This is a genomic window from Bacillota bacterium (assembly GCA_012518215.1).
In the GTDB taxonomy this organism is placed as follows: domain Bacteria; phylum Bacillota; class Dethiobacteria; order DTU022; family PWGO01; genus JAAYSV01.
Window position 1 is genome coordinate 35,956 of sequence record JAAYSV010000054.1, and the last position, 17,810, is coordinate 53,765.

The 17,810-nt window shown below is 49.1% G+C and carries 14 protein-coding genes and 1 pseudogene; 2 read left to right on the forward strand and 13 right to left on the reverse strand.

Annotated features, from left to right (window positions below):
• Positions 1–41: 41 nt before the first annotated feature.
• Entirely contained in the window at positions 42–2,198 is a 2,157-nt protein-coding gene (locus GX364_09130; GenBank protein NLI71011.1) for an acetate--CoA ligase family protein, read from the reverse strand.
• A gap of 234 nt (positions 2,199–2,432) precedes the next feature.
• Here GX364_09130 and GX364_09135 point away from each other — a divergent pair, with 234 nt between their 5' ends.
• Positions 2,433–2,705, forward strand: coding sequence for a hypothetical protein (locus GX364_09135; protein NLI71012.1), 273 nt, complete (start codon positions 2,433–2,435; stop codon positions 2,703–2,705).
• 99 nt (positions 2,706–2,804) lie between these two features.
• Complete coding sequence (locus GX364_09140) at positions 2,805–5,828, forward strand: PBP1A family penicillin-binding protein (GenBank protein ID NLI71013.1); 3,024 nt, start codon at positions 2,805–2,807, stop codon at positions 5,826–5,828.
• Here the strand turns inward: GX364_09140 and GX364_09145 are convergent.
• From GX364_09145 to GX364_09200, 12 genes and pseudogenes are all read right to left on the reverse strand, one after another.
• The gene (locus GX364_09145; GenBank protein NLI71014.1) at positions 5,780–8,170 is read right to left on the reverse strand and encodes an endonuclease MutS2; all 2,391 of its coding nucleotides are present in this window, start codon (positions 8,168–8,170) and stop codon (positions 5,780–5,782) included. The genes GX364_09140 and GX364_09145 overlap by 49 nt on opposite strands.
• 2 nt (positions 8,171–8,172) lie before the next feature.
• The gene (locus tag GX364_09150; GenBank protein NLI71015.1) at positions 8,173–8,778 is read right to left on the reverse strand and encodes a DNA-3-methyladenine glycosylase; all 606 of its coding nucleotides are present in this window, start codon (positions 8,776–8,778) and stop codon (positions 8,173–8,175) included.
• Positions 8,779–10,485, reverse strand: a complete 1,707-nt coding sequence (gene polX / locus GX364_09155; protein NLI71016.1) for a DNA polymerase/3'-5' exonuclease PolX — start codon at positions 10,483–10,485, stop codon at positions 8,779–8,781.
• Positions 10,486–10,540: 55 nt separating this feature from the next.
• The gene (locus GX364_09160) at positions 10,541–11,128 is read right to left on the reverse strand and encodes a CvpA family protein (GenBank protein NLI71017.1); all 588 of its coding nucleotides are present in this window, start codon (positions 11,126–11,128) and stop codon (positions 10,541–10,543) included.
• Positions 11,115–11,426 carry a cell division protein ZapA gene (locus GX364_09165; GenBank protein NLI71018.1) on the reverse strand — a complete coding sequence of 104 codons (312 nt, stop codon included), beginning with the start codon at positions 11,424–11,426 and terminating at the stop codon, positions 11,115–11,117. Before GX364_09165 ends, GX364_09160 begins: the two co-directional genes overlap by 14 nt.
• A 96-nt stretch (positions 11,427–11,522) precedes the next feature.
• Positions 11,523–13,949 (reverse strand): phenylalanine--tRNA ligase subunit beta, encoded by a 2,427-nt coding sequence (locus GX364_09170; GenBank protein ID NLI71019.1) that lies wholly within the window; start codon positions 13,947–13,949, stop codon positions 11,523–11,525.
• A gap of 58 nt (positions 13,950–14,007) precedes the next feature.
• A complete protein-coding gene (pheS, locus tag GX364_09175; protein ID NLI71020.1) occupies positions 14,008–15,030 on the reverse strand; it encodes a phenylalanine--tRNA ligase subunit alpha in 1,023 nt (340 codons plus the stop codon).
• 171 nt (positions 15,031–15,201) lie between these two features.
• Positions 15,202–15,291, reverse strand: coding sequence for a YqzL family protein (locus GX364_09180; GenBank protein ID NLI71021.1), 90 nt, complete (start codon positions 15,289–15,291; stop codon positions 15,202–15,204).
• 160 nt (positions 15,292–15,451) lie between these two features.
• A complete protein-coding gene (locus GX364_09185) occupies positions 15,452–16,255 on the reverse strand; it encodes an RNA methyltransferase (protein NLI71022.1) in 804 nt (267 codons plus the stop codon).
• 80 nt (positions 16,256–16,335) lie between these two features.
• Positions 16,336–16,692 (reverse strand): 50S ribosomal protein L20, encoded by a 357-nt coding sequence (rplT, locus tag GX364_09190; GenBank protein NLI71023.1) that lies wholly within the window; start codon positions 16,690–16,692, stop codon positions 16,336–16,338.
• Positions 16,693–16,734: 42 nt separating this feature from the next.
• Positions 16,735–16,929 (reverse strand): 50S ribosomal protein L35, encoded by a 195-nt coding sequence (rpmI, locus tag GX364_09195; GenBank protein NLI71024.1) that lies wholly within the window; start codon positions 16,927–16,929, stop codon positions 16,735–16,737.
• 15 nt (positions 16,930–16,944) lie between these two features.
• A pseudogene (locus GX364_09200) lies at positions 16,945–17,481 on the reverse strand (translation initiation factor IF-3).
• Positions 17,482–17,810 lie beyond the last annotated feature (329 nt).

Below are 17,810 nucleotides of genomic sequence, written 5' to 3' on the forward strand. Positions count from 1 at the left end.
AACGAAATCATTCTGGAAGATGAAATTGGTCAGGGCCAGACTCACCCTTTTTTCAAAACGATAAGCGCGTCCGCAGCCACAGCTCCCTGTCCTTCTTCATAAACGATCAGGGGGTTTATATCCAGTTCTTCCAGATCATCCGCATGATCGAGAGCCAATGCGGACAACCCCATCAATATCTCCGTCAATGCTTCGAGATCACGCGGGGGCTGCCCCCTGGCCCCCTTCAGCAAACGAAAACCCCTGATTTCCTCGATCATCTCCTGCGCGTCTTTCATGGAAAGGGGTGCAACTTTCATGGACACATCCTCCAGGATCTCCACAAAAACCCCGCCAAGGCCAAATAAAATCATCGGCCCGAAAACCGGATCCTTTTTTAAACCAACGATCACTTCCATTCCGGGGTTCAGCATTTCCTGAACAAGGACCCCGTCGATCGAGGCATCCTCCCTGTAGCGACGTGCCCGCTCCATTATCTTCGCAAAGCCTTTTTCAATTTCTTCCGCATCATTCATGTTCAGCAATACCCCCCCGGCATCCGATTTATGGAGAATGTCGGGAGATTCAATCTTCAAAGCGACGGGATATCCGATGTTTTCAGCGGCTTTTACCGCTTCTTCGGGCGTTGCAACCAGGACCTCCCTTGTAACCGGAATGCCGTACCCGGCCAGGATGCGCTTGGCCAATGACTCGGTCAGAACCTTCCTTCCCGGCGGGAAAATTTCCTTTTTTTCTTTCAACTTGCAGGCCTGGCGGTAAGATTGCAATTCCTTGTGGGTTGAAGCAAATTCATTGGTGCGTGCATACCATTTGCCAAGATCGGCAATCGCTTGAAGGCCGCTGGGGATATGTTGCAGTACCGGAATACCCGCTTTGATCAGTTCGTCTATCATCGCCAGCCCATAATCATCCTGTGTGGGGAAAGTCATTATTACCAGAGGTTTCCGCGTCTGCCTGTAAACATCTATTATTTTTTTATTTGACTCCGGATTGGGGATATCGATGTTGTAAAAGAAGACACCCACATCCACCAGAGGATCTTCCAGGACCTGTTTTATCGTTTTCTGGAAAAGGTCCGGTATCATCGTTATATGAGAGGTCAGATCGACCGGATTCCGGAATGACCCGTAAGTGGGAAAATATTCGCGCAGCCCCTGCTGGGTTTCCTCGCTGAGAGAAACGACGTCCAATCCGTATGCCGGGCATTTGTCGGCCAGTATGACCCCCCCTCCTCCGGAAACGGTGATGATGCCGATCCTGTTCCCCCGGGGTATTCTTCCCGCAGCATAGATTGACAGCAGCGCACTCATCTCCTCGAACGTATCGGTGCGTACTACCCCCTTCTGCTTGAAAACTGCATCATAAACCCGGTCTTCACCGGCCAACGCGCCGGTGTGAGAGGAAGCAGCCTGGGCCCCTTCCGGTGTTCTTCCCACTTTCAACATGGCAATCAATTTTTTATCAAGCATGGCTCGCTCGCAAGCTTCAATAAACAACGGCCCCTCGCGATAAAGCCCCTCCAGATATCCGCCAACAATGGACACCTCATCCCTGTTGACCAGATAATTCAATAACTCTGCAAAAGAGATGTCAGCTTCATTTCCGCTGCTGATGAAATAATTGAATCCCACCCCCAGTTGAATGATGGCCTGGTAAACGATCCAACCCACCCCACCACTCTGGGAAATAAAAGAAAACAAATGGGGAAAAACAAAATCCTGGGGCATGTTGTAGAAAAAACTGGCCATGCTCCCGTTGTAATAATTGTTGATACCGAGACAATTCGGCCCCAGGATACGGATACCGTTTTCCCGGGCGAATGCACTTATTTTTTCCTGCTCTTCTTTCCCCCTGCTACCTATCTCCGCAAAACCGGAAGTAAAGATTACAACCGCCTTGACCTTTTTCCGGGCGCAATCCTCAAGCACTCCCATCACCAGTTCTGCACGAACGGCAATGATGGCCAGATCAACATCTTCTTCGATTTCCACAAGACTGGCATAACATTTTTTCCCGTAAACCTCGTCGTACTTCGGGTTTACCGGATAGATTTTCCCTTCATAATTGAAAACACCCAGCATGACCATGGTCAAACCATTCGGTTTCTTGGGATTCCTCCCAGCTCCGACCACAGCTATTGAACGCGGGTTAAAAAAGGGATCCAGTGTAGCGAGATCATTGTTCTTATCGGTAGCCATGATATCCCTCCTTGATCGGGCTTCGAAATTATCTGTGTCGCATGCAGGAGATATTGTTGCCTCGCCCTATAATATTTTAACTGATAAATCATATTTTTGGTATCTTATATCGGATTTATTAATAATAATTAACTCCCATCAAGATTTTGCTTTTTAAAAAAGGATATTGACCTGATGGCAAAGAAATGCCGGATAAAGTTTCAAACTACGAACATTCAGGAGTTCATTTGTGATATGGTTGATATGGTTTCTCATCTTTTGCAAAAAAAGAATGGATTGGAAATATATATTCCTTCCATGGATGCTTATTCACGGCTGGCCCTTGATTCCGTGGGCAAGGAAACACTTGCGGTACAGGAGATACACACACAACAAGGGATCGGGGCTTCCGTACGTTTCCGCCTCTCCGAAAACGAGATCTATCCTCTCTTTGTCCGGGACAAGAGAACCGCCTGTCGCGGAGACGCCTGGACCCTGGAACGGCACGAGATGGATATATTGTCTTGACATATTTTCAGGTTGTGCTTCCCAACAATTGTGTTATAATTTTTATCGTGATGGCCATACGAGGAGGACAACCATTTTTTCTGTAAAAGGAGGATGCAGTTGAAAATGAAAAAAGGCGCATCAAATGCAACTTCTGCAGAAAAATCTCCCCAGAAAAAATCATTCAACAAAACGCTGAAGGTCATTTTTACCGTTCTTGCATTCTTGATTATTCTTGGTTTTGGTACAGGCACTGCCATGTTGGTCGCCTATGTCAAGGATGCCCCTACTTTTGATCCCCGGATGCTCAAACCGGCGGAAACATCCTATCTCTATGATAATAAAGGGAATGAAATAACCCGTCTTTATCAGGAACAGAACCGTACAGTGGTTCCCATCAGCAGTCTTCCCGAGTATGTACCCAAAGCCTTTGTCGCCATCGAGGATGAACGCTTCGAAAAACATTTTGGTGTCGATGTCATCGGGATAACGCGTGCCCTGGTTGTCAATATTACCAAAAAAGACCTGGTCTCCCAGGGGGCAAGCACCATAACCCAACAACTCATCCGCAACGCTTTTTTGACTCCCGAAAAAACATTGAAACGAAAAATTCAGGAAGCATGGCTCTCCATCCAGCTGGAACGGGAGTTTTCAAAACCGGAAATACTTGAAATGTATTTGAACACCATTTATTTCGGCAACGGGGCATATGGCATAGAAGCAGCAGCAGAAACCTATTTCAACAAAAGTTCTTCCGATCTTTCTCTTGCCGAAGGATCCATGCTGGCAGGTTTTGTTTGCGCTCCCAACTCATTCAATCCTTTCATCAATGAAGAAAAAGCGCAAAACCGCAAAAAAACCGTTCTGCGCAAGATGAGTTCTTTGGGTTACATCGGCGCCGATGAAGCCAAGTCTGCCCGCGAAGAAGAATTGAAGTACGGGGAATTGAAGACCCGGGAATACCCATATCCCTATTTTATCGATTATGTTGTCCATCATGAATTGATCAAGATCCTCTCCGAAACTGCGCTCCTGGGCGACAAGGAGGCAGCGTATCATGCAATTTACACCCAGGGGCTCAAGATCTACACTACTCTCGATACAGAGTTGCAAGCCCATGTCGAAGAAACCCTGAGACGCAAGGACAAATATCCGACCACGATATACATCGATATGGACAAGTTCAAGGCCGCCTACAAGGAAGCGGGCAACAAACTGCCCAAAGATTACCCCAAGGCTTATATCGATGAAGAGAATGGCGTTCCACAGCCCCAGGCGGCAATGGTCATCGCCAACCCGCAAACAGGTGCTATCAGGGCCCTCGGAGGAGGGCGTGAATATCGTAAAAACAAGGATGAAGTTCTCCGTTTTGTCAGCAAGCGGCAACCCGGGTCATCCATCAAGCCGGTAGTTTCCTATGCCCCGGCTTTCGAAGAAAAGATTCTGGCACCGGGAAGTATCGTATACGACGTACCAATAAAGATCGGGAACTATGCACCGCGGAGCTGGGATGGCAGGTACTGGGGGCCCATCACCGTAAGAGAGGCCATCAAGTGGTCGCGCAATATCCCCGCCGTCTCCGTTCTACACATGGTTTCTCCGGGCAAAGGCACGGAATATGCCGAAAGAATGGGCATCTCTTCCTTTTCGGAAGATGATCGCGGTGCTCTATCCGTGGCCCTGGGTGGGGTAAGCGGGATTTCCGTCATGGATATGTGCCAGGCTTTTGCAACCATAGCCAACGAGGGGGTTAAAAAGCCACTGCACACCGTCTCCCGTATCGAGGACCGAAACGGGGAAATTATCTTTGAACAGAATGCTGCCGGAGAAGCAGTGTTGAGCCCGCAAACAGCTTACATGATAACAAACATACTGGAGGAAACCCACCGCACCACTTTCACCGGTAACCGTCTGTACATTGACCGCCCCGTGGCCGCCAAAACGGGCACCACGAATGATGACCGCGATACCCTGCTGGCTGCCTTTACGCCCAATCTTATTTCATATCTATGGATGGGGTATGACTTCAAGGACATGGGACGGATCAGGGGTGGACATGGGCTTACCACCTCGATCACCAGGGATGTCTTCAGGAAAGCATTCGAGGGTTTGGAAAAAATCAGTTTCGAAAGCAGGCGCCCATCGGGCCTGGTTACCATGGAAATATGCAAATTGTCCGGATTGAAACCAACACAGGTATGCCGTGATGCAAACACCGTGGTCAAGGAAATTTTCACACCGCAGACCGCTCCCAAGGAAACATGCAGTGACCACGTCGAGGTGGAAATATGCCAGGCCTCGGGCCTCCTTAAAGGACCCTACTGCCCGGATGAAGATGTAACAAAGGAATATTTTTATATTGGAAAACATTCGGAAGACAAACCTCCCAAGGAAAAATGCAACGTCCACACCGGGCCATCCGAAAAAGTAACATCGTTTGCGGCCATATGGAATCCCGTTTCCAGATCGGTAACGCTTTCCTGGTCGGTTTCTTCTTCCACGAACATCAAAGAATTCAAAATTTACAGGGGGTCAAGTAGCGAGAAATCCACCTTGCTGGCCACCGTCGATGCCCGGACCCTGCATTACACCGATGCGCGTGATTTGAAAAATGATACGGAATATACTTATTTCCTGTACATGGTGGATAAACAGAACAACCAATCCGAACCTGCCACGGCCAGGGCCAAGGTTCCTTCGGCGGAACTCTCCCTTTCACCTCCCACCCTCTCTCTTCCTGAAAACAGCAAAGAAAAGGAAGTTGCCTTGTCACCCGTGTTGTTGTGGCGAGGATCGCCTGGAGCAACATCTTACACCGTGGAGGTGGCCAGCGATGAGAACTTCAGCAATATTGTCTTCAACGGTACAGTTAAAATAACGATGATAACCGTTACCCCGCCGCTGGAAGAAGGCAAAATATATTGCTGGAGAGTAAAATCAAACGACGAAAACGGATCGAGTCAATGGTCATCTGTCAGATCTTTCAAAACCAAACAGATCTCACCTTCCGAGTTGAGCCTTTACAATCGTTTTGTTATCAAAACTCATTTTCTGGCAATGCCCTGGAAAATTTATCCGCCCTATACCCGGCCCCATCATTTGAGTGTTACCACGGTAACACCGATATCGCCCTCTTCCGGGTAGCCATCGCGGAAACCCCGCACCAGGTGATGTTCCTTTAGAAAAGCTTGCAGCCCCTTTCTGAGTCGGCCTGTACCCCGCCCGTGGACTACAAACACCTGCCTGTAATTGTTGAGAATAGCGTTGTCCAGATATTTTTCAAGTTTCTCCCTGGCTTCCTCGAGGGTAAACCCGTGCAAATCGATACTGTCGCCTACCGTTTCGTATCCCCTGTCAAGCATGTAGCCCGGCAAATTCGAACTTTTTTGCCCCGTTTCATGCTTGCCAGGCTCCATTGGTCTGATGTCCCCGAAAACAGTTTCGATCATCTTGTCTTCTACCCGTACCTGCAAACTCTCTTTCTGCAGGTCCAAATATTCCACTATCCCCTCCCGTTTCAAGCTCTTGATGTAAATTTTATCTCCACAGCGGATCCCGTCCCCTGATATTGTACCGATATCCGAAAGATCGCTTTCGGTGTCGAATACATCCTCCATGGCAGCGTGCAACGACCTTCTTATTTTTTCGGCATCTTTCAATGATCCTGTTTCTTTTTCTGCCCTTGAATCGGAGACAATCCGCTGAAGATCACCGATCAATTCATTGGCCTTCTGCCTGGCTTCTTTTACTATCCTTGCAGCTTCATTCCTGGCTTCTCCGAAAACTTCTTCCTGCATGGCCCTTGTCTTTTCCATTTCTTCTTCCAGCTGTTGGCGTATTGTTTCCGCCTGCCTGCGTTCACCTTCCGCCTGTTCTGCTTCCTGCCTGGAACGCTTCTGCTCGATGTTGAGGTCGTTGATAATCGCCTCTATCTCTTCATGTTCACGGGACAGATAACCTCTGGCCTCATCAATAATGGCCGGGGGCAATCCCAGTTTGCCCGCAACAATCAAGGCATTGCTGCTCCCGGGTACCCCCATCAGCAGGCGGAAAGTTGGCGACAGTGTTTCCACATCAAATTCCAGGGAAGCATTCTGGATACCTTCCTGGAGATGAGCAAACATCTTCAGGTCATTGATATGCGTGGTGGTAACCACCAGGGAACCCTTACGATAGAGGTTGGCCAGTATTGCCCTGGCCAGCGCCGCCCCCTCCGAGGGATCCGTGCCCGCCCCCAGTTCATCGAGCAAGATCAGTGATCGTGGACCTGCTTCCTCCAGTATGGAGATGATATTTTTGAGATGTGCCGAAAAAGTGCTCAGTGACTGTTCAAGGCTTTGTTCATCGCCGATATCGACCCTTATCTTCTCGAACACCCCTATTTCGGTTCCAGCACGTACAGGCAGATGCAGTCCTGATTGAGCCATGGCCACGAACAGCCCGACGGTCTTCAGCGTGACTGTCTTCCCGCCTGTGTTCGGGCCGGTAACGACCATGATACGATTTTCCCCCCCAAGTTTGAAATCAATGGGCACTGCTTTTTCTTTCAGAAGTGGATGTCTGGAACCTCTCAGATCTACAAGTCGTTCCCTTGCAAGCCTTGGCTCGATTCCTTCCATGGAAAAACTCAATTTCCCCTTGGCCATTGCGAAGTCGAGGTAGCCATACAACGCCAGATCATTGCGAAGTGAACCGGCATTGCTGCCTACCAGCATACTCGATTCCTTCAGGATCTTTTCTATCTCCTTCTTCTCCATATTTTTATATTGTTGAAACTTGTTCTGCAATTCCATGGTGGAAATCGGTTCAATGTAAAGGGTCGCCCCACTGGAAGATTGGTCATGGAAAATTCCCTGAAACTGCGCCCTGTACTCCTGTTTGACAGGAAGAACATAACGGTCATTGCGGATCGTGATCAACGGTTCCTGCAGATATCGACGCAAGCCGGGATTTCTTGTACATTCCTCCAATTTGTCCTGTATTCTGCGGCTCAAATCTAGCCGAACATGTCTTATTTCACTCAACAGGGGCGAGGCTGAATCACGGATTTCACCGCCATCATCGACACAGGATTCCAATTTCCGGTACAGGGCGGGACAGCCGTCAATGCGGAAAGAAAATGAAGCGATGGTGGGAGCCATTTCCATGATTTCTTCCCTTTTCAAACGGTTTTGCAGATGACGGCATGATCGTAAGAAAATTTTTACTTTCAACAACTCGGGAGCGGTCAACATACCGTTTTTTTCGGCTTTCCTTGTGGCAAGCCGGATATCGGGCGCAGGCTTTATCTTCAAAAAATCTTTTACCAGGAGGGCGCAAGCTTCCGTTGTCTCCCTGTATTTTTTATTTATCCTGTACAGGTCTGATTCCGGCAGGAGAGTTCGTGCCACTTCATTTCCCATGGCGGTGACAGTCAATGAAGCCAGCATCATCCTGATCTGATCAAATTCGAGCAATCTTATTTCTCTTTCTGTCAGCACTGTCATTTTTACAGGACCCTTCCTTTCCGGAAACGATCTTCATCGCCCACGTAAAGGAAACGCAATTTCTTTTCTGTACCCCTGGTAATGCCTACCCGCCCGGTGGCAACAATTTCCTCCCCGGGAATATTCATGTCCCCATCCACAATATACAACGGGGGCTCCACCAGTGAAATTCCGTTGTGCATACCTTCAATACCCATCGCCTTGCAAAGGTTTCCGGGGCCGTTTGCTATTGAAAGCCGATCTTGCTTTCCCCTTCTTTTTTGCATCAGGAGCAGTCCTTCAAACGGCAGAACGGATCTCACCAGTACCGCCTCGCCGCAGCCTTCTTCCCGGCAGACAGCGTTGAAACAATAATGAATTCCGTAGATCAAATAAACATATGCCCGTCCCGGAGGGCCGAACATCACCGCATTTCTTTTCGTACGGCCCCTGTAAGTATGTGATGCCGGATCATCATGCAGATATGCCTCGGTCTCGACGATAATGCCCGCTGTTACCCCGTCCGGGGAGTCGTGTACCAGGACCTTGCCCAATAATTCCCTGGCTACCGCCACCGTATCCCTGTCGTAAAAATTGATCTTCAGGGGGTTCGCTCCACTCCACGGCATTTACAAACTTCCTCTCCAGAATTTCGCATGGCGTGTATTGAGAATATCATCCCTGCCGGCCATGCCCCTGCGTGCTGTGATAACCCCGTACACCATGTCGTCCATGGCGTTTATCCCGTGTGCATCGGTGTTGATGACAAGCCGGACCCCCCTGGACACCGCTTCCCTGATGTGTTCATCCTTGAGGTCAAGACGATCAGGGGAACTATTTATCTCCAGTGCTGTATTCGTCCTGATGGCATGATCCAGAACCTGTTCAATATCGATCCTGTATGGATCCCTCCTGTTGATCAGCCGGCCGGTAGGATGCCCGATAATATCCACGTAAGGATTTTCCATCGCCGACATTATCCTCCCGGTCAGTTCCTCCCTGCTCTGCTTGAATCCGCTATGGATGGAAGCGATTACCACATCCAATTCTTTCAGAACCTGATCCGGAAAGTCGAGTGTCCCGTCCCCCAGAATGTCAACCTCGATCCCCGTAAAAATATGCAAACCGTTGACTATGCCACGAAGTTCCTCTATGTAAGACACCTGCTCCCGGAGCTTTTCCTCTGTCAAACCGCCGGCTATCTTCAAGGATCGGGAATGATCGGTGATGGCCACATATTCATATCCCTTTCTGATGGCACGCTCGACCAGTTCAGGAATGGTGTTGCGGCCATCGCTCCAGTCACTGTGCAGGTGGAGATCGCCCTTGATATCTTCGATTTCAACCAATGATGGCAACTCCAGCACATCTGCCTCGAACAGGGAATTGTCTTCGCGTAACTCCGGAGGTATGAAAGGCATATCCAGAATGCGATATATCTCCTCTTCGGACCTGATAGCCGGATACCCGTTCCCGGGTGAAAACCCCTTTTCATCCCAATCAAACCCCAGATCACGTGCCCTCTTCTGCAGGTACCGGATGTGCTCTCCGGAACCTGTTTCAAGAACAAGGCGGGCAAAGTACCGCTCTGCCGGAACATATTTGATGGTCACCGGCACATTGTAAATAGAATTTATCTTTATCTTTCCCCCCACCCGTTCCATCTCCCTGAGCAGGGGATATGGCCTCAATACCTCTTCCAACCTTTCCGGGGCAAATTGTCCATCGGTACCCAGCAAAATACCAACTTCACTGACACCCTCGTGCCCCCTCCGCGTCTCGCCCGTGGCCGAAAAGAAAGTAACTCCATCTACCCTCCCGATCCTGGCTTGCAATTCCAGAACCAGGTCCGTGGCCATGTTGAGCAAGATCCTGCTGCCAAATCTCTCTTTCCTTTCCAGGTGATTCAAAATACTTCTTTCCAGAGAAGCTCCCACACGGGGTATCCTCCCGATATCCCCTCTTTCCGCCGCAGCTTCAAGATCGTCAAAGTTTTTCACATCCAGGCTTTCCATCAACAATGATATGTTCCTGGGCCCCAGGCCGGACATGCTGAAGAGAGGCAGAAGTTCGACCGGCGCCTCCGCCTCCAGTTCCGCCAGGTATTTGCTCCCACCATCGATGACGATTTCCTCGATTATCCCGGACAGAGTTTTTCCGATGCCCTTTACTTCCAGTATGCGGCGTTCTGCAACCAGGTCTTCCACCCTTTCCTCGAGATGGGATATCGTTCTGGCTGCCTGTAGAAACGCCTGAACCTTGTACCGGTTTTCTCCTCTTAAAATCAAAAGCTCCGCTATATGCTGTAGATAAGCGGCAACTTCCCTGTTCTTCACGGGTTTAAAACTCCTTGAAAATTATTTGGGGGTCAACGAAAACACTCATGCACCGTCATTTGATGACGACATGATAATGTTCCAGAAAGAAAATCCTTGCTCTCTCGAATAGACCGGGCATGACCTGGTTGATCGCCGTAGCCAATTTCGAACCGGCAACAAGATCCCCCAGGTATTCAAGGGGTAACAGGGAGACGACGGCCAGTACGATGAAGACGAAAAGCAATCCCTTCAAGGCACCGATGCCCATGCCGCCCAACCTGTTCAACGGCCCGATCAGGGGCACCCGGTTGAATGATTTCATTTTCCTGACGATAATACCGATCAGGATCTGCAGGACGATAAACAGCAGGACAAAAGAAACCGCACTGACAATGGTGCTCATCCCCGGAATGAAATCGAAACCGGGAATTCCTTCATCAATCACACCCAGCGAGGAATCCTCGATAAAGGCACCCCCGGAGGAGAGCATATCGGTAAGCAAAATTCCCAGAGGTTTGCTCCCGTACAGTGCCCCCAGGAAAGAAACTGCATATCCGACAACCCCGGCCACCTGTTTCAACAACCCGTCAAGAAGACCGCTGATCAAATACAGACCCATTACCAGAATAATAATATAATCCAGCGTGTTAACCTTGATCATCCCTTTCCAGTTCTTCATCCTGAAAGTAATATTTCGCTTGTTCTATCTGCAGTTGTTGCATGAATTCTTTTTTATCAAATTCATCTTTCAGCCTTAACAATTCATCGGCCAGATTGATTGAACACAGGGTAGCCAACATATGCTTGCTCATATAAGGATTGTTATCAGCCAGTTTTAACATCATTTCGTTGACGTATTCCGCAACCTTCATGAGATGCTCGACCGAAGCGGTGCCTCTTATGGTATACTCGTCACCAACGATCTTTATGGTTACCCTTTTTTTCTCCTCTTGAGCCAAGGTGGGCACACCTGCCTTGAGATAATATTTACAGTATTCGTTAAAACATGAATATATCCTGCAAGCTACAGTAACAGCAATTTCGTTACCTGCCCCTCATTCTCTCGGATAAACGCGGAGTCGCCTCCCCAGCTCTTTCTCGATCCGGGTATGGATCGTGGACACATCTTCATCGGTCAACGTGCGTTCCCTGGATCGGTAAACAATAGAATAGGCCAGGCTGCGATGTCCCGATGGTATGGGATCACCTTCGTAAACATCGAAAAGCACCACGCTCTCCACTATGCCTTCACCGGTTTCCCTTATACAATCTTCCACCTCTCGCGCGGCAACCCCGCCGGGAACAACTACTGCCAGATCGCGCAATGAGGCCGGATACCTGGGCAGTGATTCAAAAGTTTTAAACAATCTGGCCCCGCTGATAAGCGGTTCCAGAAGTATTTCCGCCAACGCCACGTCCTGTTTCAGGCCGAACTTCCGACCGACATCGGGATGAAGTATACCCAGAATGCCCGCTTTTATATCGCCGATCAATATATCCGCCGCCCTTCCGGGTTGCAGAAACGGAAGCTTGCTCTTCACAAAAGAAAATTCCTTCACGCCGAGGCGGTCAAATATTGCTTCGATGGCACCCTTGATAAAAAAGAAATCTATTTCTTCATCGGGCGTATTCCAGCTTTTCTCCGAGATCTTTCCCGTGCCCATGATGGCAAGAACGGGCTCTTCCCCCGGCAGGTCTTTCAAGGGCAATTCATCGGCATTGAAAATCGATCCTATCTCGAAAAATATTGATGATTTTTCCTTGCGGTCACAATTATATTTCAATACCTCCAGAAGCCCGGGGATCAATGTCGTCCTCATCACTCCCTGTTCCTCGGTAATGGGGTTGGATATCCGGATGCAATTTCTCCATGGATCTTCCGCCTCCAGACCCAGCTTGTCAAGGTTATCCGCACTCATGAATGAATAAGTGATCGCTTCATAGAAACCGCATCCCAGCATGGTGTCCTGGATGATATGGATAATTCTGTTTTCCGGGGTCTCCCGCCCGGCCATGAGTTTGCCTTCCGGCATTTCGGCAGGGATATTCTCGTAACCGAAATGTCTGGCTATCTCCTCGACAATGTCTTCCTCGATTTTTACATCTGCCCTTCCAAATGGAACGGTGACCATCCACCGTTTATCGATATCCGGCATCTTTACCGTGAAGCCCAATCCTTCCAGTATGCCGGCCATCCGTTCCGCGGGAATCCCGATACCCAATATATGCTCCACACGTTCAGGCGATACCTCAACAACATCCTGAACGAATGTGCGGGGGTAACAATCGGCAATCCCTCCGGTCACTTTCCCCCCGGCCAACTCCGACATCATGCCCGCGGCCCTGTCAAGGGCGCCCACTATCCTTTCCGGGTTCACGCCTTTTTCGAAACGCAGGGAGGCCTCGGATATCAAACCAAGGTTACGCGCCGTTTTCCGTGTGGTAATGGGGTCAAAATAGGCCGCCTCCAGCAATACATCTTCCGTCTGCAAGGAGATCTCCGTATTTTCTCCGCCCATGACCCCGGCCAGGGCTATGGGTTTATCGCTGTCAGCAATAACCAGTTTGTCCGTATCCAGTTTTCTTTCCACGCCATCGATCGTTATCAGGGATTCGCCCTCTTCTGCCCGGCGCACGATGATTGTACCGTTATCGACCAGTTGATAATCAAATGCGTGCAGTGGCTGCCCGTATTCCCACATCACATAATTGGTGACATCCACAATATTGCTGATCGGCCTGATACCGGCTTTAAGCAATCTAACCTGCAACCACAACGGCGAAGGCCTGATCTTTATATCACGGATCACCCTGGCCGTATATCGCGGGCAGAGAATTTCATCCTTGATTTCCACCGAAACAATATCTTCAATTCTTTCATCGCTTTCGGAAGGACGTTCGGAGGGCATCCTGACACGACCCCCAAGCAATGCCGCCAGTTCGTGGGCAACGCCGATAAGTCCAAGACAGTCCGCCCGGTTGGGGGTAAGATCCAGCACGATTATCCGGTCATCTATCTCCAGATATTCAACCATGTCGGTCCCTGCCGGGACATATTCGTCCATGGTCAGAATCCCATCATCTTCCTGAACCAGATCCAACCCCAGTTCTTCTGCCGAACAGAGCATCCCCTCGGAGACGACTCCCTGGAATTCAATTTCTTCGATACGCCTGCCACCGGGCAGGGTGCTGCCCGGCAGGGCGAGAAAAACCCGCTGGCCTATCTTTACATTTGGCGCGCCGCAGACAATCTGTCGAGAACTATGTTCACCGGCATTGACGGAAAGTATGGTTAAATTATCCTTTCCGGGAAATGCTTTTATATTTTCTATTACCCCAGCAACCACGCCCCTTATCCCCGGATTGAAGTCATCAACGGTCTCTGCCTCCACACCGGCAAGCGTCAGCCTTCTGGCGATCTCCTCGGGGGTAACATTCAGATCATGCAGGTAATCTTTCAGCCACAAATACGGAACTCTCATATCGGCCCTCCTCGTCAGATTCTCTCACCGTTTCGGTAATGCTTGCAACCATCTTGTTCTACAACTGTTTGAGCATACGAAGATCATTGACATAGAATAAACGGATATCATCGATGCCATATTTCAACATGGCGATACGTTCGATACCCATGCCAAATGCAAAACCTGTTACCTCCCGTGGATTGTATCCGGATATTTTCAATACATCGGGATGCACCATTCCCGCGCCGAGCACTTCCAGCCAACCTGATTGGCCACATACCCGGCATCCTTCCCCCCCGCAGATAATACACAGGATATCCACCTCCGCACTCGGCTCCGTGAAGGGGAAAAAACTGGGGCGAAGGCGAATCTGCTGCTCCCGGCCGAACATCTCCCGGGCAAAAGCAAGGAGGACACCTTTCAAATTGGCAAAAGTTATGCCGCGGTCGACGGCCAGACCTTCCACCTGGTGGAACATCGGCGAATGGCTGATATCATCGTCACGCCGGAAAACCTTGCCCGGTGCAATGATCCTGACCGGAATATCCGGCTTCCTTTCTTCCATCACTCTGATCTGTACCGGGGAAGTATGGGTCCGCAGCAATATACTGGAGGTGATAAAAAAAGAATCTTGCATATCTCGTGCCGGGTGGCCCGGAGGGAAATTCAACGCCTCGAAATTGTAATAATCCGATTCCACTTCAGGCCCCTCGGCAACCTGAAAACCCATCGATGTAAAAATATCCTTTACCTCTTCCATGATAACCGTTATCGGATGTTTCTTGCCGTTGTTCATGCGATTTCCCGGCAAGGTGACATCGATCTTCTCCGCTTCCCACCGTTGCTCCCGTTTTATGTTATCGAGTTCCTCGATCTTCTCACCGAACAGCTTTTCCAGCTCACGCCGCAATTCATTGGCCTTTTTCCCGATCAAAGGCCTGACCTCTTCCCGTTGGCCCTTCATGGCCCTGAGAATCGCCGTGATTTCACCTTTCTTCCCCAGATATTTTATCTTCAGTTCCTCGAGAGATTTGATATCCCCCGTTTCCTTTACCGCTTTACGCGCATTGTTTTTGAGTTCTTCGATTTTATCCAGTATAGACAGCTTGACCCCCTCCTGTGAAAATTCCTGTTAAAATAAAAAACCTTCGCTCTCGGGGCGAAAGTTAAACTTGAAAATAATATGACCGCTAACCAATTTTATACCAAGAGGCTTGTCTAAACCGGAGAAACAGATGACACGAACCGGTTTGTTGACCAGCCATATCCCCTAATGAGCAGCAAGCTTTTTGTACATAAGATAGGCAACGATGGAACCGGTTCTTTCAAACAATCTCCAGAACAAGTTAGCGCTTAGCAAAGCTAAGCCACTTCCCTTCGGCTTTTAATACTTGCTTCTGGATTATATCATATCGGAACAGAGAAAAGCAACAGAAAAACAACCTTCCCCTGACGGGATCACACCCACTCTTTTTCAGGATCATGGAAACAACCGTGCAAAACAGCATGTAACACCAGTCCTACCTGCCCTGACCGGCTCTCTGTCTCCATGCTTCATATATTATAATCCCCGCGGCCACCGAAGCGTTGATGGATTCCATTTCCGGAACCAGAGGTATTCTAACCATGCTGTCCACGGGATGTGCCGACCTGGAAATCCCCCTGTTCTCGTTACCGATAACGATCAGCGACGGCCGACAAAAATCTTCCTCGAAATAATACCGTTCCGCGCGGGGATGAGCCCCGATCACGGCAATATCCCGGGCCCTGACCTGCACCCAGAATGCATGGATATCTCCGGTAAAAAGAACCGGTACATGAAACAAGGCGCCTGCCGTCGAACGCAGCATCTTGGGATTGCTCAACCTCACCGTTCCCGGCGTAAGAAATACAGCATCGAGACCCGCCGCTGCAGACGACCTGATCATGGTCCCGAGATTGCCGGGATCCTGGACCGTATCAGCAACCAGGCCCAATAGATTGGGCCTGGCGATAATCTTTTCCAGTTCAAACGTGGGGTAGGAAACAAGAGCCGCCACCCCCTGGGGATTCTCTGTTTGTGCAATCACTTTGAAAATTTTTTTGGATACAGCTATCTTCATGGTATCCGCGGGAAGACTGTGTAGTAATGACGTCAACATTTCGGGGTTGACTATTTCGGGGGCATAAAAGAATTGTTCAACAAACACACCACTGTTGATGGCCTCCCGGATCAGGTGAACACCCTCAAGGGGAAGTTCGGCCGCTTCCTTTGGCCCCTTCCCCTCGACAACCTTCATGAAATTTTTGATCAGTGGATTTCGTGCGCTGGCTATTTGATTCAAAAATATTCTCCCTGTTCCCTGTTCCCGCCCATATCGACAGGGCGGAATGCATCAGAAGGGGTTCATCATGTATTTCCCTGTTATGACAGTTTTTCTTTGGCCAACTTGACCAACTGGTCAAAACCATCTTTATCCCTTACTGCCAGATCAGCCAGCATCTTGCGGTTGATCTCTATACCCGATTTCTTCAATCCATTGATAAATCTGCTATATGACAAACCGTTGCCACGTGCAGCCGCATTGATCCTGGTTATCCACAATTTCCTGAAATCCCTTTTGCGTTGCCGGCGGTCACGATAAGCATAATGCAAGGATTTCATCACTTGCTGGTTGGCCACCCTGTACAGCTTGCTTTTTGAACCGTAATACCCCTTGGCCAACTTCAGTACCTTTTTACGCCTTTTCCGGGCCACGTTTCCTCTCTTGACTCGAGACATAACCATCAAACCTCCTTGATCACAAAACTGTCTGACAATATTTTAATAGGGAAGAAGCTTGTTGAAACGCTTGCGATCAGCCTTGCCAAATGTGGTTGACTGACGCAGGCGGCGTTTCCTCCTCGTTCCCTTTTTTTCCATGATATGGCTGGTGAAAGCGCGAAACCTTTTGATTTTCCCTTTTCCTGTTCGGGCAAATCTCTTCGCCGCTCCGCGATGAGTTTTCATCTTGGGCACCGTTTCTTACCCCCTTTATTTTGCTTTATTTGGTGCAATGATCATGATCATATTTCGGCCTTCCACGCGCGGTTCTTTTTCCACCGTTCCATATTCAGCTACCTCCGCGGCCAACTTCCGGCAGAGATCCCTTCCAAATTCCTTGTGGGTGATCTCCCGACCACGAAACATGACCGTTACCTTGACCTTGTTGTTGTTTTTCAAAAAACGGATGGCATTCCTTGTCTTGACTTCAAAATCATGTTTGTCGATCCCCGGCCTGAATTTGATTTCTTTGACGACAATTACCTTCGTGTTCTTGCGCGCTTCCTTCTCACGCTTGCTCTGTTCGTATTTGTACTTGCCGAAATCCATGATACGACATACAGGTGGTTTTGAATGAGGGGAAACATTCACCAGATCAAGGTTTTTCTGCATGGCGATCCTGAGAGCTTCCCCGACATCCATTATTCCCAGCTGCTCTCCATCAACTCCAATCAATCGAACCTCTTTGGCCCTAATCTGTTCATTAACCAACAGATTCCTGCTAATTACCTCTCACCTCCATGGCATTAAAAATAAATAAGAGCAGTGTCTACCTCTGCTCTTCAAATTTTACCAAACAATCTGGCATCCTTTACCCTGGCAACTGTGCCGCGACGCACGTCCCAAGGTGAGAAGCAGGGCTTCTACTTTTCAATATGCTCTTTTGGTAAAGTAATCTTACCAGATAAGGACTTTGTTGTCAACACTATCCGCTGCCTCTCATAACCCGGAGTGATTCACATGCGATAATGTCCCATTAGAAGACAAGGGAAAATGTCCCGGTTTTTAGAAAGTTACCTCGTATTGATTTTATTAAAACGAGGTGAATCTGATGAGAAAGGTTGAGCTAAATATGA